The following is a 17,922-nucleotide window of genomic DNA, read 5'->3' as shown; positions in this document are numbered from 1 at the left end:
TTTTTTCTCGAATGCAAAGATAAGATGCGTTGAGGCGCTCCCCGTTATGAATAACAGGTTGTCCCGGTTTTTATTTTTCAAGGGAGGTGCATCGCCGGCTGCCGGCAGGGAGCGGCTCGGACTTGCGATCATCTTCGCCTGCCTGGTGGTTTCGGCGGTGATTCTCGTTTTCGTTCTGAACCTTCATCGGGACACCCGGATGATGCAGTACCGGGCCGAGGGGCAGCGCCTGATGCACGTCTTCCCAAAGATTCCCATGGAGGCTCATGCCCAGGGCCTTCTGTTGCGGAGTATTCTGCAGGCCTCCTCCGGCGTGGAGCGGGATTCCAACTTCGCTTACCTGGCGGTGTTCGACGCCGAGGGACACCTGCGCGACGAGGTCATCCGCCCGGGGGTGCTGGTCCCCGCCTTCGCCTTTTCCCGAGATCCGTCCACCTGGTACTCGGAGCGAGTCACGCAGGGCAGCGAAGGCGGACCGGAGATTCTCGAGTTCAGCGCCCCCCTGTTTAACGAGGGGGAGTTGGCCGGGCTCATTCGGCTCGGTTTTCTCGTTCCGGGCTTCGGCCTTGGCGGTGCGGGTTGGGACATCCTTCCCCTGCTGGCCCTCCCGGTCCTTTTGCTCGGGGCCTTTTTCTACTATCTGTTCAAGCGCGAGACTCGCCCCATCGAGGAACTGAACACCCAGTTGCAGCAACTCCTGGAGGGAAGCAGCCCGGTCAAGCGCGTCAGCATCAAGAAGTCCGGGACCATGCAGGAGGTGCTGGGGCGCCTGAATATCCTGCTCGAACATGACGGGACGCGCATCCGAGAGCTGGAGCAGAAGCAGATGAGCCAACTCACCGCGGACCGGGTGCTGCTGTACAAAAAAGAGAGCCTTGAGGCGATCCTGGAAGTACTTCCCGAAGGGGTGCTGGTGGTCGATGGCACCCTGGCGGCGACATTCGCCAACCGCAGGTTTGAAACGCTCCTCGGATGCGGCCGCAGGGACGTGCTCGGCCGGGGCTACAGCGAATGGTGCACGGACCCCGCCCTGTCTGCTTTTTTCGCCGGGCTGAAGGGCTCCCGGGGAGGGCTGCACAGGGCCAAGCTCGACTACCAGCCGCAGCAGCTGCCCGACCGGACCGTGGCGGTCCACGCCTTTCCCCTCGTCTCCCGGGGGGCCGAGGGCATCAGCCTCGGCACCCTGGTGGTGTTCCGGGATGTCACCTCCGAGGTCCTTGCCAAAAAGGCCCGCAGCGAGTTCGTGACCCACCTGGCCCACGAGATCAAGTCTCCCCTCAACGTGATGCGCATGTACAGCGAACTGCTGCTGGACAACAAGGGAGAGAAAGAGTTCAGCATCGAGGCGGTGAACACCATTTACGACGAGGTCGAGCGCCTCAGCACCCTGATAAACAGCCTGCTCAGCATCTCCAAGATCGAGATGGGAAGCCTCTCCCTGGAGCGTCAGCGGATCAAGCTCCTCGACCTGCTGCGCGACACCTTTCAGGCCGCGAGCAGAAACGGGCGGGGGGCCGACCTGCGTCTTCACATCGACCTGCCCCACGAAATGAGCCATGTGGCCATCGACAAAGACCTCTTCAGGATCGCTCTCAACAACCTGCTGACCAACGCCATCAAGTACAACCGGCCCGGCGGCAGCGTGACTCTCGCGGCAGAGGAGACCGAGGGTTTTATTACTATCCGGGTGCGGGATACCGGCGTCGGCATCGCGGCCGAGGACCGGGAGCGGATCTTTGACAAGTTCTTCCGCTCTTCCCGGGAGGAGATCCGCGACCTGCCCGGCCACGGTCTGGGTCTGCCCCTGGCCAGAAGCATCGTCGAGCTGCATCAGGGGCGGCTCTCGGTGGAAAGCGAGCCCGGCAAGGGGACTGAATTCACCATCGCCCTGAACAAGGGGCGCGGTCTGATCATGGAGGCCATCTGAGACATGAAACGCATTCTCATCGTCGATGACGAGCCCCATGTGCTGAGGGTCCTGAGATACGCTCTGGAGCGGGAGGGCTACCGGATCGAAACCGCCCGCGACGGGGCGGCGGCGCTGAAGCGAATCGCCGAGGCTCCCCCCGACACCATGATCACCGACCTGATGATGCCGGGAATGACCGGCCGGCAGCTCTGCCAGGAACTGCACCGCATTGACCCACGGCGCTCCTTTCCGATCTGGGTGATGACCTCCCGGGCGGAGCGTTCCGACCGGGAATGGATGGACGCCATCCCGAACCTGGAGTTCATGGAGAAGCCGGTCAGCCCCCGGTTCCTCCTCAGCAAACTGGAAGCTGTCCATGGCTGATACGGTTCTCAGGGATCTCGATTTTAGCGCCTGCGGGCGCCTCTTCTCCTCCCTGGTCGGAGACGGCCACGCTCTGGCGGTCTGCGACCGGGAGGGGGGGCCGCTCTGGGCGGGGGACCCTCCCGGTTCGGAGCGCCTGGAGGCTGCTCTGAAACGCTTCGGCCAGGAGCGGGGCTTTGCTGCCTCGGAGGGGAACATCGGCCGTCTCGAACTCGGAAGCGAGGGCACGCTGCTGGTTCATCCCATCGCATCCGAGGGCGAAGCGGCCCTCGGATGGCTGGCCGCCCTCGCTGAGGAGCCTGACTTGGCCGAAGAGCGGGCAGGTCGGCTTCGAGAGGCGTTGGGGCAGCTCGCGTCCGGCCTGGAAAGGGAGTGCCAGCTCAACATGGAGCTTGACGGGATGGCTGGGGAACTGGCCGAACGCTACGAGGAACTCAACCTCGTTTACGGCCTGTCCGGAATCGCCAAGGACTACGGCCAGGGCGAAGAGCTCTTCAAGCCCCTGCTGAAGTTGTGCACCCAGTTCCTGCGGGTCGATTTGGCCGTCTTTCTGCGCTCCGAAAAGGAATTGACCTTTCATGCCGGCGACCCCAAGCGGCCCCTCTCCGACATCGACCTGGTCCTCGCCCGCCTGCAGGGGGAGGTTTACCACTTCGTCGCCAGCGGGCGGGAGACCGCGATCATCAATCGACCCGACGATCCCAAGCGCGCTTACCTCTATTCGGATTCCAGCCACAAGATCCTGGCCACCCCGATCCTGGTCAAGCAGAAGGTTCAGGCGATCCTGGTGCTGATCCGCGCCGACGACCGCCCCGATTTCTCCAACAGCGACCGCAACCTGGTGGAGGTGCTGGCCGACCAGGCCGGCATCCTGATCCGGGACATGGACATTTTCCAGGAGATGAAGCTCTTCACCGAGCAGATGGTCTTGGCCCTGATCGAGGCCGTTGACGCCAAGGACCCCTATACTCGGGGACACTCGGAGCGGGTCAACCTCTATGCCATGGAGATAGGGCGCGAGATCGGTTTGGCCGGGGAGGACCTTCAGATTCTCTACTGGTCGTCCCTCCTTCACGATCTGGGCAAGGTCGGCATCCCCGACCGGGTCCTCTCCAAGCCCCAGGAGCTCGACCGGGACGAGAACTTTCTCATCCGGGGCCATGCTGAGAGGGGTTTCGAGATCCTCAACCACGTGATGCGGCTGCACTACGCTCTGCCCGGCATCCGCTACCACCACGAGCGCTTCGACGGCAGCGGCTACCCCTACGGTCTCAAGGGAAAGGCCATCCCCCTCCAGGCCCGGATCATCGCCGTCGCCGATACCTACGACGCCATGACCAGCTCCCGCGCCTACCGACCGGCACGCTCTCACGAAGAGGCCATGGCCGAAATGGAGCGGGTCTCCGGTTCCCAGCTCGACATGGACATCGTCGCCGTGTGGTTCGAGTTGGTGCGAAGCCGCCCGGAGATTATCAGCACCCTGAACCCCGTCGACAAGGTGGCCCAATGAACGGAATGCTGCAGACCCGGGTCGGGATGACCACCTACCTGACCCCGGCGGGGGCGATCGGGGAGGCGGGGGAGATGGCGGCTCTGAAACAGGCCGTGGAGGAGCACCTGCGCCTTCACCAGGGCAACCTGGTTCTCGACCTGGGGCGGACCCCGTCGGTCCAAAGCGCAGCCCTGGAATCCCTGCTCGACATCCACGACGAACTGGCCCGGGCCGGAGGCTCCCTCCAGGTGACCAACGCCAACGCCCTGCTCCGGGACATCTTCCTGGTGAGCGGCTTCAGCGACTACGTCGAGGTGAGCGACTAAGGCCGGCAGCGGCCGAGGACTTTTTGATGGGTATTGCCAGGGGAATTCCAAAACGCCTGGGCGAGCTTCTCCTCCAGAAGGGTTTGGTCAATGAGGACCAGGTCGCTCAGGCCGTGCGCCTGCAGACCGAGTCCAGCAAGCGGATGGGGCAGATCCTCATCGAGCGGGGCTGGGTCGCCGAGGCCGACCTGCTGCGCCTGCTCAGCGAGCAGTTCGCCCTGCCCTTCATCGCCCTGCGCCCCGGCATGTTCGACCCCGTGGCGGTGGGGCTCCTCAACAAGGAGACCGCCCGCCGCCTCGAAGTGCTCCCCTTGTTCCGGGTGCGGGGGGTCCTTTCGGTCGCCACCGGGGACCCCCAGGCGATCCCCAAGTTCGACGAGGTCGAGGCCCGCACCGGGCTCAAGGTGCGGCCGGTGCTGGCCCGGTCCGGGGAGATCCGCAAGAGCATCGAGGAGGCCTACGCCGGCAGCGGCACCATCAGCGACTACGTGGAGGACGTGGAGGAGGATTTCGAGCTGGTCGACAGCCAGCTCCTGAAGGACTACGCGGCCATCGACGAGATGGCCGAGGGCAGCCCGGTGGTCAACCTGGTCAACGCCATGATCCAGCGGGCGGTGCGCGAGGGGGCGAGCGACATCCACATCGAGCCGTCCCGCACCGTCTGCCGGGTGCGCTTCCGCATCGACGGCCTGCTCTACGAGGTCATGACCCCGCGCATCGAGATGCACGCCGCGATCGTCTCCCGGCTCAAGGTCATCGCCAACCTCGACATCGCCGAGCGGCGCCTCCCCCAGGACGGCCGCATCCAGGTCGCCACCCAAGGGCGCATGGTCGACCTGCGCTTCAGTTCCCTTCCCGGCATATTCGGCGAGAAGGTGGTCCTGCGGGTGCTCGACAAGAACAGCTCCGTGCTCGACATCAACAAGCTCGGCATGACCCCGGGAAACCTCGGCTTGTTCAAGGGGCTGCTGGGCAAGAGCAACGGCCTTATCCTGGTCACCGGCCCCACCGGCAGCGGCAAGAGCACCACCCTGTACGCCGCCATCAGCAACCTCAACAGCCGGGAGAAGAACATCGTCACCATCGAGGACCCGGTGGAGTACCAGCTCGACATCGTCAACCAGAACCAGGTCAAGGAGTCGATCGGGCTCGGCTTCGCGATGATGCTCAAGCACGTGCTGCGCCAGGACCCGGACATCATCATGGTCGGGGAGATCCGCGAGCACCAGACGGCGGAGATCGCCGTTCAGGCGGCCCTCACCGGCCACCTGGTCCTCTCCACCCTGCACACCAACGACGCCGCCGGGGCCCTGACCCGGATGCTCGACATGGGGATCGAGCCTTATCTCCTCTCCTCGGCCCTGATCGGGGTCATCGGCCAGCGCCTGGTGCGCACCATCTGCCCCGGGTGCAAGACGAGCTTCGTCCCCGACAAGAAAGTGGCGGCACTGCTCGGCGCCGAGGAGGGGAACCTGAGGCTGGCTCGGGGCCGGGGCTGTCCCGCCTGCTACGACTCGGGCTACAAGGGGCGGATCGGGATCCACGAGATCCTCCCCGCCGACAGCGACTTGCAGCGGCTCATGAACGCCCACCCCTCCCGGGAGCAGGTCGAGGCCTATGTCGGGGAGCGGGGGATCAAGACCCTGCTGGACGACGGATACGACCGGGTCCGGCGGGGTCAGACCACGGTCGAGGAGATTGCCCGCGCGGTTAACTCCGGGATGTGACGTATGGCTATTGAACTGAAAACCGCATCGGCGCCGGCCCCCGGCGCCAAAACCCTGAGCTGGCCTGCCTGGGCCCCGGCGCGCCGGGCCGGCATCAGCGGCCGGGAGCGGATGTTCTTCTCCGAGCGCCTGGCCCTGCTCCTGGAGACGGGGGGGGCTCTGGAGCCGAGCCTGCGCGCCCTGGGCAGGCAGACCGAAAACCCCCAGCTGAAAACGGTCATCGGCGCCCTGGCCGACGAGGTGCTGGAGGGGCGCTCCTTCTCTCAGGCCCTGGCCCGCCATCCCGACTGTTTTTCATCCACCTATGTCAACCTTGTGCAGGCCAGCGAGCAGGGCGGCTTTCTCCCCCGGGTGCTGGAGGAACTGAAGGGCCTGGAGGAGCGGCGCGAGCGGCTGCGTTCCAACCTCTCCACGGCCTTCTCCTACCCGGCGTTCCTGAGCGTCTTCTCCCTGGCGGTGATCATTTTCGTCCTCGTGGTGGTCTTTCCCAAGTTCGGTTCTCTCTTCGAGACCATCCGCGACGAGCTCCCCCTCTCTACCCGGGTGCTCATGGGCGCCAGCGACCTGCTGTGCCACTACTGGATCGTGATTCTCGCCCTTACCCTCGCCCTCGCGGTCGGCCTCGCCCGCTGGCTCGGTTCGGTGCAGGGCAGGGAGGTGGTCGACCGGGTCAAGCTCCGCCTTCCCCTGGTGCGTTCGATTTTTATCGAGGTCTACCTGGTCCAGGTGCTGCGGGTGCTCAGCCTTTCCCTGGCCAGCGGAGTCAGCGTGCCCGATGCCCTCCGGTCCTGCCGGGACGTGGTCGACAACCGGAGCTTCCGCAGGTTCCTCGGAGGGCTGGAGAGGCACGTGGCCGAGGGCAGGGGCCTGGCTGTCGGCTTCGAGGAGGCCGACTTCATTCCCGCCATGGCCCGGGAGATCGTTCGCACCGGGGAGGAGACCGGCAACCTGGCCACGGTCATGGACCGCACCGCTCTCTTCTACGAGCGGGACCTGGAGAAAAAGGTGGTGATGGTCGCCAAGATCGTCGAACCCCTCATGCTCCTGGTCATGGGGGTGGTGGTCGGGCTGATTGTGGCCTCGCTGATCCTGCCCATCTTCAAGCTCTCCCGGGCGGTGCACTAGAAAGAAATGTCCGGAATACGTCAACATGGCCCGTCCGAAGGGCGGAACGGTTAACCTGAAATCATGGAGGTGGAAGTGAGCGTTTGGAAAGGGAATCAAAAAGGATTCACCCTGGTTGAATTGTTGATCGTGGTCATCATCCTGGCTGTGCTGGCGGCCATCGTGGTGCCCCAGTTCGGCTCCTCCACAGCGGAGGCCAAGGAGGCGGCGCTGCGCAGCACCATCACCGAGATGCGCAACGCCATCGAACTCTACTACCACCAGCACCGGGCGTCCTACCCCGGGGCCAAGGCCTCCTCCGGCGCGGGCGACGGCACCGGCGCGGCCGGTACGGAGGCCGCCTTTACCGAGCAGCTCATCTACTACTCCAACGCCGACGGTGCGACCAACAAGACCCGGACACCGGTCTTCAAGTACGGCCCCTACCTGAAGAAGCAGGATTTGCCGGTCAACCCCATCGACGATCTGCAAACCCTGACTTTGCTTAAAACCGGGGATGTCGGTGTCGGGAGCCTTGCCAGTACCGGCGACGGGACTACCGGGGGCTGGTGGGTCGACACGGTGTCGGGCAAGTTCATCGCCAACACCAATGACGGTACCACCGACTACCGGACCTGGTAAGGCCGAGGCGGTGCGGCGATGAGGGAAAAGGGGTTCACCCNTCCCGCGGTCAGCAGCTACCAGGGCGACGTCCAGGCGGCCCTGGCCGCCGGGGAGGTGGCCGACGCCCTGCGTTTCGCCCGGGCCGAGGCCCTGCGCACCGGCAGACCGCACGGGGTGGAAGCCAGCGCCGCGGCCCAGCAGGTGCGGCTCTACCGCCTCGACTTCTCCGTCGATCCCCCCGACCGGGAGTATGTGGTGCGCCATCCCCTCGACAAGAAGCTCTATGACCTGCAGTTCCAGGCGGCCGGGCCCCTCGCCGGGGCCCGGCTCGAGAGCGTCGCTATTCGCTACGCCGGTCTTGAGCCGGGCCAGGCGTTTCTTCATTTTGACGCGCGGGGGACCCCCCGTCTTTACGATGCGGGCGCTTTGCGCCGGCTGGAGTCGGCCATTATCCGGGTGAGCGGGGCGGGGGACGAGGTCCTGCTCCAGGTGAACCCGGTCACCGGACGGGTGACGGCGCTATGAAACGGCAACCGGGAGGGACCACCGGCACAGGGACAACGCCCCGTTGGAGGGGCTTGGCCGCCACATCCTGCGCCGGTTTTTCCTACGTGGAGGTCCTCGTGGCCACGGTCCTGGTCGCCGTCGCCCTGGTGCCGATCGGCGAAGCCCTGCAGGAGGCGGTCTCCGGAGCCTATGCCGGCGAGGCCCACGCGGTCGGCCGGCACCGCCTGGAGGCCAAGCTGGAGGAGGTGCTGGCCGAGCCCTTCTCCGCCCTGGAGCATGCGGCGGCCGCCGCGGGCGGGGCGGAGACCGCCTCCTCCTATTCGGACGACGTCACCGTCGCCGAGCGGCGCCTCGTCTACCTCGCCCCCTACGACGCTGACGACGCCGACGGCGACGCCGACCCTTTCACCGGAGGGGACGAGGGGGTGATCTGGGTGCAGGTGGCCATCGAGGATAGCGGCCAGAGCCTGGAGACCCTCACCAGCGGCCACTGAGCCCGAAGGGAAGGCCCGATGGCAAAGCGGAGAGAGAGTGGATTTACCCTCGTCGAGTTGCTCGTGGCGGTGGTCATGGGGGCGCTCCTGATGGCCGCTCTGGCGGGGTTGGTGGGCGGCGCCCTGGGCGGCCGGGAGGCGGCCCGGGAGAGGGTCGAGCTGGGGCGCCAGGCCGGCTTCGCCCTCGAGAGGATGACCGCGGCGCTGCGCGGCACCCGGCGCCTGCTGCTCCCCCTGCCCACGGTTCCGGTGCGGGACGTGCTGGCGGTGGCCCTCGACGAAGGCGCCGATCTCGACGGGGACGGGGTCGCCGATGCCGACAACGACGGGGACGGGCTCTTCGACGAGGACCCCTCCTACGACCTGACCAACGACCTGGCCCCTGGCATCGTCGGCATCGACGACGACGGCGACGGGGAGATCGACGAGGGGACGAACACCGGCGACGATGACGAGGACGGCGTCTTCAGCGAGGACCCCGACAACGGCACTGACGACGACGGCGACGGCCTGGTCGGGGAGGACTCCTGGGGCGATCTCAACGGCGACGCCGAGGCCGGCGTCGCCGGGGTGGACGACGACGGCGACGGAACGATCGACGAAGGGACCGGCAACTGGACCGGGAACGACGACGAGGACGAGGAACTGGACGAGGACTGGCTCGACCCGGTCGTCTTTTTCCTGTCCGGCGCGGTCCTGGTGGAGCGCATGCCGGTGCCCTGGGACGAGAACGGAGACGGATTGGTGGACGGACGGGATTATCTCGAAAACCCCCTGGCGGAGAACGTCAGCCTGTTCCAGGTGGAGCGGATCGCCAACGGCTCGGGGCGGGCGGTCCTCGTCGACCTGGCCCTGACCCTGACCAGTCCCGGCGGGGAGTCGGTGGACCTGCAGACCCGGGTGCGCGTGGGAGGCGGACTGTGAACTGGTGCGGCATGACCCAGGAGGGGTACATCCTGATGCCGGTGGCCCTGGCCATCGCCCTGATCGGCGCCAGCGTCTTTCTCCTCGGCCGCGAGGGGGGGGTGGCCCTGCAGTTGAGCGCCGGCGGCGGGCAGGCGGCCGAGGTGCGCTACGTGGCCGAGGCGGGCCTGGCCCACGTCGACTGGCTGACCCAGAACAGCGGCTGCACCGGTTATCCCGCCCTGGCCGACGTCTCCTTCGACACCGCCGGCGGCGCCCACAGTTACTCGGCCTCGGTGACACCCGACCACGGCTCTCCGGTGAGCATTTCCGCCACCGGCACCCTCGACGACGGCACCTCGCGCACCCTGGTCCGCAGCGAGGTCGAGGTCTTTTCCGGCCCGATCACCGAGACCCTGCCCCTCGGCGAGGCGGGAATGGACACCTACGTCAACGCCCAGGCCAAGACGACCAATTACGGCGTCGCCGCCCAGTTCGGCATCGACAGCGGCGGCGCCCACGACTACTACGCCCTGCTCCAGATCGACCCGGCGGCGGTCCCCGACGGCCCCCAGCTCCTTTCCGCCCAGCTTCAGCTCTACATGGAGTCCTTCGGCGGCAACAGCAACGCCAAGTTCACCGCCTACCGGCTGCTGGAACCCTGGACCGAGGGGACCGGGGACGGCACCCGCAGCGACGACGGCGCTACCCACACCACATCCGACGGGGCCACACCCTGGTCCTGGCCGGCCAACTACGACAGCGCCAACCCGGTCGCCACCGCCGCGGTCAACGCCGCCCTCTCGGGATGGCACACCTGGGACGTCACCCCCCTGATGGAGGGCTGGCGGGATGGAACCTACCCCAACCATGGCCTCGTGATCATCGGCAACAACCAGGTGCGCGACGCCTTCTTCGCCAGTGACGAAAGCCCCAGCGAGGCCCTGCGGCCGCGCCTCGAGATCATCTACGCCTGCCCCTGCGGGGGCGATCCCGGCAGCGCGATGATCCTGCAGCCGGGCCCCATCGCCGGGCAGGACACCTACCTTTTCGACGGCCAGCCGTCGATCAACTTCGGCACGGGAGACCGGGTCTACGTCAGCGGCAAGTTCAACCGGATGCACCATGGCCTGCTCCGCTTCGACCTCTCCGGTATCCCCGCCGGGGCGACGATCGACTCGGCGATCCTGGAGCTGAATCTGGAAGGTATCTCCTCTACTAATACGGGGACGGTCTCCGTCCACCGTCTCACCCGCTCCTGGTCCGAGAGTCAGGCCACCTGGAGTATCTATTCTACCGCCGCCTTCTGGACCTCTCCGGGGGGGGACTATGACCCGACCCCGGTCGCCACGACAGGGATTGATATTGCCGCGCTGGGGCCACGCCAGTGGGACGTCACCCCCCTCGTGGAAGCCTGGGTCAGCGGCAGTGAGAACAACAATGGGCTGCTTCTCACCGCCAGTTCCGAGATCGATTCGGCCAAATTCACCAGCAGCGACGGGGTGGTCGACACCGCCCGCCCCAAGCTGGCCATCACCTACAGCTGCCCCTGCGGAACAGACTGTTCCGCCCCGCCGCCCCCCAAGATCTACCGTGACGAGTTCAACAGCATGATCTGCGACCCGGCCGTCGACTACGCCGGCAGCGACGGGACTCTCGACTGGAGTCCCTGGCCCTGGAGCGAGGTCGGGGAGGGGACGGACTCCTGCCTTGGGGGGATCAAGCTCAAGGAGGACCTTGCCGAGCCCCGTCTCTTCCTCTCGGATGCGACCAAGCAGATCGCGCGCCAGGCGGACCTGAGCGGACTCAGCAGTGCCACCCTGAGCTTCGACTACCGGCGGGAGAGCCTGGGGAGCAGCGACGACGCCCTCTACGTCATGGTCTGGGGCGTGCCGGCGGTGATCGGCTTTCTGGGGCCGATCGCCGGGCCGGGGACGGACGCCGAGTACCAGACGGCCAGCTTCGACATCAGCGCCTTCATCTCTCCCACGACGACGATCCAGTTCAGGGCTTCCGGCCTCGCTGGGTCTTCCGACGCCTTCTACATCGACAACGTGCAGATCGACGAGACCGACCTCGGGGGGGGAGCCGTTGTCCTGGAGAGCCCCGCGACCCTCGGTCCGGTCGCCGACGCCGGCCTCTATGAATCGTTCAAGAACACCAATTTCGGCAGCGACACTCAGCTCCAGGTCGGCAAAGACGGCAAGGTCCAGCAGAGCCTGCTCCGGTTCGACATCACGGGCCTGCCGGCCGATGCGACCGTCACTTCAGCCCGGCTGCGCCTCTACGTGGAGGGGGCTGCGGCCAGCCTGCCGAGCCTGGCGGTCGGCGCCTACCGGGCTACCGGCATCTGGGAAGAACTGACCGTCACCTTCACCAGCTTCGCCGGCCAATTCGACCCGGCCCAGCTCACCCAGGCCGTCGTCCCGATCTCCCCGGGCTGGGTGGAGTGGGCCCTGCCGGTGGGGCTGATTCACGAGTGGCGCGACGAGGTCAACCCCAACCACGGATTGCTCCTGAAGTTCGAGGGCAATGACAAGAACAACACCGTGATGTTCGCCAGCCGCGAAAACGCCACCCTCGACTGGCGCCCCCAGCTGGTGCTCGAATTCACCCAACCCTGACACGGAACGGAAAGAGCCATGAGAAGCAAGCCATCCCGGCAGCCCGAAAAAGCCACCGGCGAGACGACCGGTTTCTGGCGCATCACCCGCTTCGGCAAACCCGAGCTGGAGGCCTACGCCGTCGGTCTGCTGGAGGGCGAACTGCGCAGCGGGCTGCGAACCCTCAGCGTGATCTTCCTGCTGCTGCTGGCCGCCGCCTCGGTCCTCTTCGCTTTGCTCGGCTTCGGCGGGACCTACCTTTACACCTACCTGGTGCTGGCGGTGCTGGCCACCCACGTCTTCTTCGCCGCGCGCACCATCCGCGACCTGCAGGCCCTGCAGCTGCTCGGCATGACCCTGCTGGTGCTGTGCAGCACCGCCCTGGTCCTGCAGGCCCACAAGGTCAGCGCCGTCGGCTCGCCCCTGCTGACCGGCGTGGTTCTCCTCTTCGCCACCGTTCCCCTCATCCCCTGGGGGATGCGCGAGGCGATCATCAGCCTGTCCCTCATCTATTCCGTGTTCACCCTCTCCACCTGGTTCGGGCGCCACCGCTTCGAAACCGGAGACCTGCTGCTGCTGCAGTTCTTCATGGTCGGTTCGGGGCTGATCGTGCTGACCCTGGTCGGCCGCAACGCTCTGGTGCGCAAGGACGGAATCAAGAGCCTCTTCGAGCTGGAGGTGGCCCACGAAAAGACCCGCAACCTCTCCTACCGGGATCCCCTCACCGGGGTCTGGAACCGCCGCTACCTCCAGGAACATTACCTCGATCAGGCCGCCCAGTACCGCCTGGAGGGCAAGCCCTTCTATTTCATCCTCTTCGACATCGACAAGTTCAAGCTGATCAACGACACCTACGGCCACGACTACGGCGACATGGTCCTGCAGTGGGTGGCCGACGCATTCTCCGCTCCCCTCGGCCCCGATGAGATGCTGGTGCGGGTGGGGGGCGACGAGTTCACCCTCGTCGTGAGCGGTGACCCCAACGACCTCATCCAGAAGGGGATCGAGGCGGTCAAGGGATCGCTGGCCGCCAACGGCTGGGAGGAGCACCGGGCGGTAAACCTCAGTTTCGGTATGGTGCGGGTCCCGCCGGAGGCCCAGTTCTCCCTCAAGGTCGTCTTCCGCAACGCCGACAAGGCCCTGTACGCGGCCAAGAAGAATAGCGGCAACTGGGTGGTGCAGGGCGACCTGACCCTCAACGCCCCGGGTGCCGGGGCCTTCGCGGTCCCGCCGGGGGAGGGAGCGTCGCCATGATATCGGTCCCCGCCCGGATGAAAGAGGTCTTTCGTCGCCGCGAGCCCCAGGTGCTGGGGCCCATCGGGCTCGACCTGGCCCTGGAGAAGATGCACTTGGTGCAGATGGAGAAGGCCGGCTCGGGGCTGAACCTCCGGGCCTTCGCCTCGGTGCCCTACCCGGGCGGCAGGGAGGAGCTGCTCTCTTCCCACAAGGCGCTGCGGGCCCTGCTGAAGGAGGCTCTCGGCAGCCAGCCCTTCAAGGGGAGGCGGGTCGTCACCGCACTGCCCGGCCGGGGCACCCGGCTGATCAACCTCAGCTACCGGACGGCGCCGGGCGGCGACGAGGCCGAGGCCATCGTCCAGGGGGTTCTCGGCCGCATCGGAGCCAGAGCCGAAGAGCTGGTCATCGATTACCTGCCGATCCGCCAGCCCGAGAAGGGCGCCCAGGAGCGCACCGCCCTGGCGGCGGTGGCCCGCAGGGAAGATGTCGTGGCCTATCTCGACCTGCTGGCGGCCGCCGGCTTGGAGGTGAGCGCCCTCGACTTGGGCCCGGCGGCCCTGAAGCGGCTGGTGATGTCCGCCGACCGGGAGGGGGAGCACCCTACGGTGCTGCTGGTCAACTTCGGCGTGGAGCACAGCTACCTGACGGTGATTGCCGGGCAGCGCCTGATCCTCGACCGGGAGATCTCCCTCGGGGAGCGGGAGCTGTCGACGCGCCTCGGCAGGGGACTGGGCATGAAGCCCGGGCAGGCCCTCGAACTTCTCTACAGCTACGGCTTTGTCCGGGGCGGGGCCAAGGCGCAGGAGCAGGAGATCCTCGAATCGATCGCCGCCATCCTGAAGCCGGCTTTCCTCGAGTTCGTCGACGAGGTGAACAAGGTGCAGCTCTACACTTCGGCGGAGATGCACGGGCTGATCCTCAGCACGGTCCACCTGATCGGCGGCTTGGCCCGCTGTCCCGGCATCGACTCTTTTCTCGCCCGGCAGCTGGGCCTTCCTACGGCGATCCTGAGCCCCTTCGAGCATTTCCGGGTGCGCAGCGAACACGCCATGCTGGTGGCCCTCAACGACCCGGCCAGCATCGCCCTGGCGGCCGGTCTTGGCCTGAGAGGTTTGACGGACCATGCATGACATCGACCTGATCCCCGCCGATTACCGTCGTCGTCGCTCTCTGCTTCGGGTGCTGCGCATCTACCTAGTCCTGCTGGCGGCCGTGGTGGCGGCCGTCGCCCTGGGCCGCGTCGGGCTGGGCCAGGTATTGCGCACAGAACAGGCCCGGGTCGGCGAACTCAAGACCGGGGAGGTTCAGCTCCTTGAGCAAAAGCGGCGCCTCGAGGAGCTGGGCGCCAGTCGCGAGGACCTTCGCGGACGCCTCGCCCTGCTCGAGGCTCTGCGCGGCGGGCCGCCGGCCCAGCGGATGTTCGAGGTCGTCGACCGGGCCCTCAACCCCTCGGTCTGGTTCAGCGACTGGAAGTTCGTGCGCGAGGGGGAGGCCGGGCAGGCCGCCAGGGGCGGGCAGGCCGGCTACTTCCTGATCGTCCCCAAGGGGGAGGGGGCATTCCCCGAAGAGCCTTGGCGGGAACTCACCCGGATGGAGATCAAGGGGCAGGCCCTCAGCCACGCCGCCCTGGCCGAATTCGTGCGACGGCTTCTCGGCCAGCCCGAGATCGCCGATGTTCACCTGCTCAACACCAAGACCCGCCAGTACCGGGTCGGGGGGGTCATCGAGTACGAACTGACCGTGGAGATCGACTGCGGGAAGGTCCCGTCATGATGGCGCTTCTGGAAAAGGTGCCTCAGCGCACGGTCTACGGAGTTCTGGCCGCGATCGTGGTCCTGCTGCTTCTGGCCTCCTGGCTGTACCTCTTCAAGAAGCCGCTGGCCGAGTATGCCCGGGTGCACAAGGTGCGTACCCTGCTCGAGGCCAAGGTCGAGTCGGGCGCGGAGCTGGAAGGGGAGCTGGCGGCCCTGGCGGCCGAGGTGCAGGGCCTCAACGTGCGCCTGCTGGGGGAGAGGCCGCCGCTGACGGTGAGCGAACTGGTCGCCCACACCGTGGCCAGGCTGGACCAGATCGCCGCCCGCCACGGCATCCGTCTGGTGAGCCTCAAGCCGGGCAAGAACCGAAGGGTGCCGATGTTAGAGGAACTCCCCTTCCACATCAAGGTCGAGGGGGAATATTTCGGTCTCTACGAGTGCCTTTACGAGGTGGAGCGGGAGCTCGGCCCGATGGTGATCAAGAATTTCAGCGTCAAGCCCCTGTCCGGAAAGGACTCTCTGAGTATGGAACTGAAGATGGTCTCTTACCGGCCGGCCGTGGAGGAGGGTTGATGCAGCGTGCGGTGATTTTAGTTTTGATCTGGGCGCTCCTGGCGCCGGGGATCGCCATTGGCGGAGAGGGGCCCATGCCCCTGGGTCGCAACCCCTTTTCCCCCCCCGACCTGAACCCGCCCCCCCCGCCCCCCGTCGCGCAGACGGTGCCCGAGGCCCGGGCGGACGACCTCGAGTTGCGGGCCACCCTCGTCGCGGGGGAGGATTCCCTGGCCAACGTCAACGGCACCCTGCTGAAGCCGGGCCAGGAGATCGAAGGCTTTCGCCTGGTGAGGGTCGGCGAGGGCGAATCGGTCTTCGCCAAGGACGGCGAGACGATCGTGGTGACTCTGAGAACGGCTCCTTGAGGCGATTTTTCGGCCGGAGGGGAGATGCACGGTGAGATGTGATGAGGAGGTATGATGTGACGATGTCATGGTATCGACCGCCGGGGAGCCTACCGGTTCTGGCGCTCCTGCTGGCTTTCGGGGTCTGCTTCGCCACCCCGGCGGCCGGGAAGATCCCCGGGGACGGGGACGGGGACGGAGTCCTCCTGAAGGAGATACGGGCGGGGCGGCACGCCCTGTTCAACTCGGTGGTGTTCGAGTTCGACGCCCCCTTCGAGTTTTTGCCCCCGAGCGTCGAGGACGACGAGGTGCGCTGCCGGCTGGTGGGCGTCTCCACCGGCCTCCAGCACTACCGAAAGTACCGGGCCGTCGACTCCTGGGTCCGGATGGAGGAGGACGGGGGCGACATCGCGGTGAGCCTCGGTCTTCCGGCCGATGCGCCGGAGATGCGTTTCCTGGTCATGGAGGGGCCCCCGCGCCTGGTGGTCAACCTCTACCGGCCGAAGGAACTCGCTGCTGCGGTCGCTCCGGAACCCGAACCCCCGCCCGTCGCAGCGGCGGCCGATGCGAAGCCGGCGGCGGTCGATGCGGAGCCGGTCCTCCTCGCCCGCAACGATCCCCCACCGGCTGTCGTCCCCACGGTGGTCGTTCCCCCGGCGCCCCGGGACAGCCGCGTTACCGTCTCTTTCCGGGACGTGTCGATGGCCGAGGCCTTCGAGATGCTCTCCCGCAAGGAGCGGGTCAACGTCGTGCTGGGCAAGGGAGTGACCGGGCAGGTCAACTGCAACCTCTACGACGTGCCCCTCAAGGAGGCGATCATCGCCATCGCCGACAGCGCCGGCTACGGGGTCCTCGAGCGCCACGGCGGGTTCATCGTCCTGCCCCGGGGGGATTCCGGCCAGGGCGGCGGGGAGCTGGTCGACACCGTGATCCGCACCTACAAGCTGCAGTACGCCAAGCCCGCCAAGGTCGAGGAGATCCTTTCCAAGCACCTTTCCGGCTACGGCAAGGTCACCTTTCTCAAGGAGCGCAACCTCCTCATCGTCGAGGACCTGAGGCCTGCGGTGGAGCGCCTGGAGATGCTGCTGCGGCAGATCGACCGCGCCCCCCGCCAGATCCGCATCGAGGCCAAGATCCTCGAGGTCACCCTGGACGACTCGGAGACCTTCGGCCTCGACTGGGCCAAGCTCTTCAGCGGCGACGGCGGCGACGGTACCGTCGGTCTCCAGGGCTTCGCCAGCCCGGACGCCACCGGCTTCATCGCCAAGCTGGTCGATGCCGACAACGTCTCCTTCGTTCTCAACGCCCTCAGCGACCGGGGCCGGGTGCACACCCTCTCCACCCCCAAGCTGCTCGCCCTCGAGGACGAGGAAGCCTCGGTCATCATCGGGGATCGCCAGGGCTACAAGGTGACCACCACGATCAACCAGGTCACCACCGAGAGCATCGAGTTCCTCGAGTCGGGCGTCATTCTCAAGGTGACTCCCTCCATCGACGACCAGGGCCGCATCCTCATGGCCATCCATCCCGAGGTGAGCACCGGCACCATCCAGGACGGTCTCCCCTCCCAGACCACCACCGAGGTGGAGACCGAACTCTTCGCCCAGAACGGCCGGCCGATCTTCATCGGCGGGCTGATCAAGAGCAGCAGCAGCTTCAGTCGCGCCGGGGTGCCCTTCCTCGGCTCGATCCCCGGCATTGGCCGGCTCTTCTCCAGCACCGAGGAGATCGTGATCAACACCGAGACCATCATCCTGATCACCCCCTATATCCTTACGGACGGCGGCGACCTGCGCCAGGACGAGGAGGAAGGCAGGGTCAACGAGGCGGAGGTGCACCTTCATGTGGAGACGCCGCCCCGGGAGTGGGATGTGCGTTGATATCGGAACGGAAGTTTCCGGCAAAACAGAGGGCCGCTTCCCATCAGGGGGGCGGCCCTTCGTGCGTTCAGGCTGGGAGG

17 protein-coding genes are annotated in these 17,922 nt (G+C 66.6%); all 17 read left to right on the top strand.

Going from position 1 to position 17,922, the window contains the following annotated elements:
• The first annotated feature begins 46 nt into the window (after positions 1-46).
• On the top strand, positions 47-1,927 hold the full coding sequence (locus C0617_RS12195) for a PAS domain-containing sensor histidine kinase (protein WP_291317307.1): 1,881 nt from the start codon (positions 47-49) through the stop codon (positions 1,925-1,927).
• Positions 1,928-1,930: 3 nt separating this feature from the next.
• Complete coding sequence (locus tag C0617_RS12190; protein WP_291317306.1) at positions 1,931-2,293, top strand: response regulator; 363 nt, start codon at positions 1,931-1,933, stop codon at positions 2,291-2,293.
• On the top strand, positions 2,286-3,803 hold the full coding sequence (locus tag C0617_RS12185; RefSeq protein WP_291317305.1) for an HD domain-containing phosphohydrolase: 1,518 nt from the start codon (positions 2,286-2,288) through the stop codon (positions 3,801-3,803). The genes C0617_RS12190 and C0617_RS12185 overlap by 8 nt, the downstream gene beginning before the upstream one ends.
• Positions 3,800-4,111 carry an STAS domain-containing protein gene (locus tag C0617_RS12180; protein ID WP_291317304.1) on the top strand — a complete coding sequence of 104 codons (312 nt, stop codon included), beginning with the start codon at positions 3,800-3,802 and terminating at the stop codon, positions 4,109-4,111. The genes C0617_RS12185 and C0617_RS12180 overlap by 4 nt, the downstream gene beginning before the upstream one ends.
• A 26-nt stretch (positions 4,112-4,137) precedes the next feature.
• Positions 4,138-5,838 carry a type II/IV secretion system protein gene (locus C0617_RS12175; RefSeq protein WP_291317303.1) on the top strand — a complete coding sequence of 567 codons (1,701 nt, stop codon included), beginning with the start codon at positions 4,138-4,140 and terminating at the stop codon, positions 5,836-5,838.
• Between the two features lie 3 nt (positions 5,839-5,841).
• Positions 5,842-6,963 (top strand): type II secretion system F family protein, encoded by a 1,122-nt coding sequence (locus C0617_RS12170; protein ID WP_291317302.1) that lies wholly within the window; start codon positions 5,842-5,844, stop codon positions 6,961-6,963.
• 75 nt (positions 6,964-7,038) lie between these two features.
• Positions 7,039-7,584: a type II secretion system protein gene (locus C0617_RS12165; RefSeq protein ID WP_291317301.1), complete on the top strand. Its 546-nt coding sequence runs from the start codon at positions 7,039-7,041 to the stop codon at positions 7,582-7,584.
• Between the two features lie 96 nt (positions 7,585-7,680).
• Positions 7,681-8,091: a hypothetical protein gene (locus C0617_RS17155; RefSeq protein WP_365889317.1), complete on the top strand. Its 411-nt coding sequence runs from the start codon at positions 7,681-7,683 to the stop codon at positions 8,089-8,091.
• 53 nt (positions 8,092-8,144) lie between these two features.
• Positions 8,145-8,567 carry a hypothetical protein gene (locus C0617_RS12160; RefSeq protein WP_291317300.1) on the top strand — a complete coding sequence of 141 codons (423 nt, stop codon included), beginning with the start codon at positions 8,145-8,147 and terminating at the stop codon, positions 8,565-8,567.
• Between the two features lie 18 nt (positions 8,568-8,585).
• Positions 8,586-9,491: a prepilin-type N-terminal cleavage/methylation domain-containing protein gene (locus C0617_RS12155; RefSeq protein ID WP_291317299.1), complete on the top strand. Its 906-nt coding sequence runs from the start codon at positions 8,586-8,588 to the stop codon at positions 9,489-9,491.
• Entirely contained in the window at positions 9,488-12,094 is a 2,607-nt protein-coding gene (locus tag C0617_RS12150) for a DNRLRE domain-containing protein (protein ID WP_291317298.1), read from the top strand. The genes C0617_RS12155 and C0617_RS12150 overlap by 4 nt, the downstream gene beginning before the upstream one ends.
• A gap of 18 nt (positions 12,095-12,112) precedes the next feature.
• Positions 12,113-13,327: a GGDEF domain-containing protein gene (locus tag C0617_RS12145; RefSeq protein WP_291317297.1), complete on the top strand. Its 1,215-nt coding sequence runs from the start codon at positions 12,113-12,115 to the stop codon at positions 13,325-13,327.
• Positions 13,324-14,439, top strand: coding sequence for a pilus assembly protein PilM (gene pilM, locus C0617_RS12140; protein WP_291317296.1), 1,116 nt, complete (start codon positions 13,324-13,326; stop codon positions 14,437-14,439). The genes C0617_RS12145 and pilM overlap by 4 nt, the downstream gene beginning before the upstream one ends.
• The gene (locus C0617_RS12135) at positions 14,432-15,082 is read left to right on the top strand and encodes a PilN domain-containing protein (RefSeq protein ID WP_291317295.1); all 651 of its coding nucleotides are present in this window, start codon (positions 14,432-14,434) and stop codon (positions 15,080-15,082) included. The genes pilM and C0617_RS12135 overlap by 8 nt, the downstream gene beginning before the upstream one ends.
• Entirely contained in the window at positions 15,079-15,636 is a 558-nt protein-coding gene (gene pilO / locus C0617_RS12130) for a type 4a pilus biogenesis protein PilO (RefSeq protein WP_291317294.1), read from the top strand. The genes C0617_RS12135 and pilO overlap by 4 nt, the downstream gene beginning before the upstream one ends.
• Positions 15,636-15,983, top strand: a complete 348-nt coding sequence (locus C0617_RS12125; protein ID WP_291317293.1) for a hypothetical protein — start codon at positions 15,636-15,638, stop codon at positions 15,981-15,983. Before pilO ends, C0617_RS12125 begins: the two co-directional genes overlap by 1 nt.
• A 62-nt stretch (positions 15,984-16,045) precedes the next feature.
• Complete coding sequence (locus C0617_RS12120) at positions 16,046-17,842, top strand: secretin N-terminal domain-containing protein (protein WP_291317292.1); 1,797 nt, start codon at positions 16,046-16,048, stop codon at positions 17,840-17,842.
• Positions 17,843-17,922 lie beyond the last annotated feature (80 nt).

The organism is Desulfuromonas sp., assembly GCF_002868845.1.
Taxonomy (GTDB): domain Bacteria; phylum Desulfobacterota; class Desulfuromonadia; order Desulfuromonadales; family BM501; genus BM501.
Note: the sequence above shows the minus strand (reverse complement) of the source record. Positions and strands in the feature narration are given on the sequence as shown.

What these genes read in the sequence shown, in the direction of transcription:
- C0617_RS12195 (WP_291317307.1), top strand. Translation starts at nt 47, where the DNA reads ATGAATAACAGGTTGTCCCGGTTTTTATTTTTCAAGGGAGGTGCATCG.
- C0617_RS12190 (WP_291317306.1), top strand. Translation starts at nt 1,931, where the DNA reads ATGAAACGCATTCTCATCGTCGATGACGAGCCCCATGTGCTGAGGGTC.
- C0617_RS12185 (WP_291317305.1), top strand. Translation starts at nt 2,286, where the DNA reads ATGGCTGATACGGTTCTCAGGGATCTCGATTTTAGCGCCTGCGGGCGC.
- C0617_RS12180 (WP_291317304.1), top strand. Translation starts at nt 3,800, where the DNA reads ATGAACGGAATGCTGCAGACCCGGGTCGGGATGACCACCTACCTGACC.
- C0617_RS12175 (WP_291317303.1), top strand. Translation starts at nt 4,138, where the DNA reads ATGGGTATTGCCAGGGGAATTCCAAAACGCCTGGGCGAGCTTCTCCTC.
- C0617_RS12170 (WP_291317302.1), top strand. Translation starts at nt 5,842, where the DNA reads ATGGCTATTGAACTGAAAACCGCATCGGCGCCGGCCCCCGGCGCCAAA.
- C0617_RS12155 (WP_291317299.1), top strand. Translation starts at nt 8,586, where the DNA reads ATGGCAAAGCGGAGAGAGAGTGGATTTACCCTCGTCGAGTTGCTCGTG.
- C0617_RS12145 (WP_291317297.1), top strand. Translation starts at nt 12,113, where the DNA reads ATGAGAAGCAAGCCATCCCGGCAGCCCGAAAAAGCCACCGGCGAGACG.
- pilM (WP_291317296.1), top strand. Translation starts at nt 13,324, where the DNA reads ATGATATCGGTCCCCGCCCGGATGAAAGAGGTCTTTCGTCGCCGCGAG.
- C0617_RS12135 (WP_291317295.1), top strand. Translation starts at nt 14,432, where the DNA reads ATGCATGACATCGACCTGATCCCCGCCGATTACCGTCGTCGTCGCTCT.
- pilO (WP_291317294.1), top strand. Translation starts at nt 15,079, where the DNA reads ATGATGGCGCTTCTGGAAAAGGTGCCTCAGCGCACGGTCTACGGAGTT.
- C0617_RS12125 (WP_291317293.1), top strand. Translation starts at nt 15,636, where the DNA reads ATGCAGCGTGCGGTGATTTTAGTTTTGATCTGGGCGCTCCTGGCGCCG.
- C0617_RS12120 (WP_291317292.1), top strand. Translation starts at nt 16,046, where the DNA reads ATGTCATGGTATCGACCGCCGGGGAGCCTACCGGTTCTGGCGCTCCTG.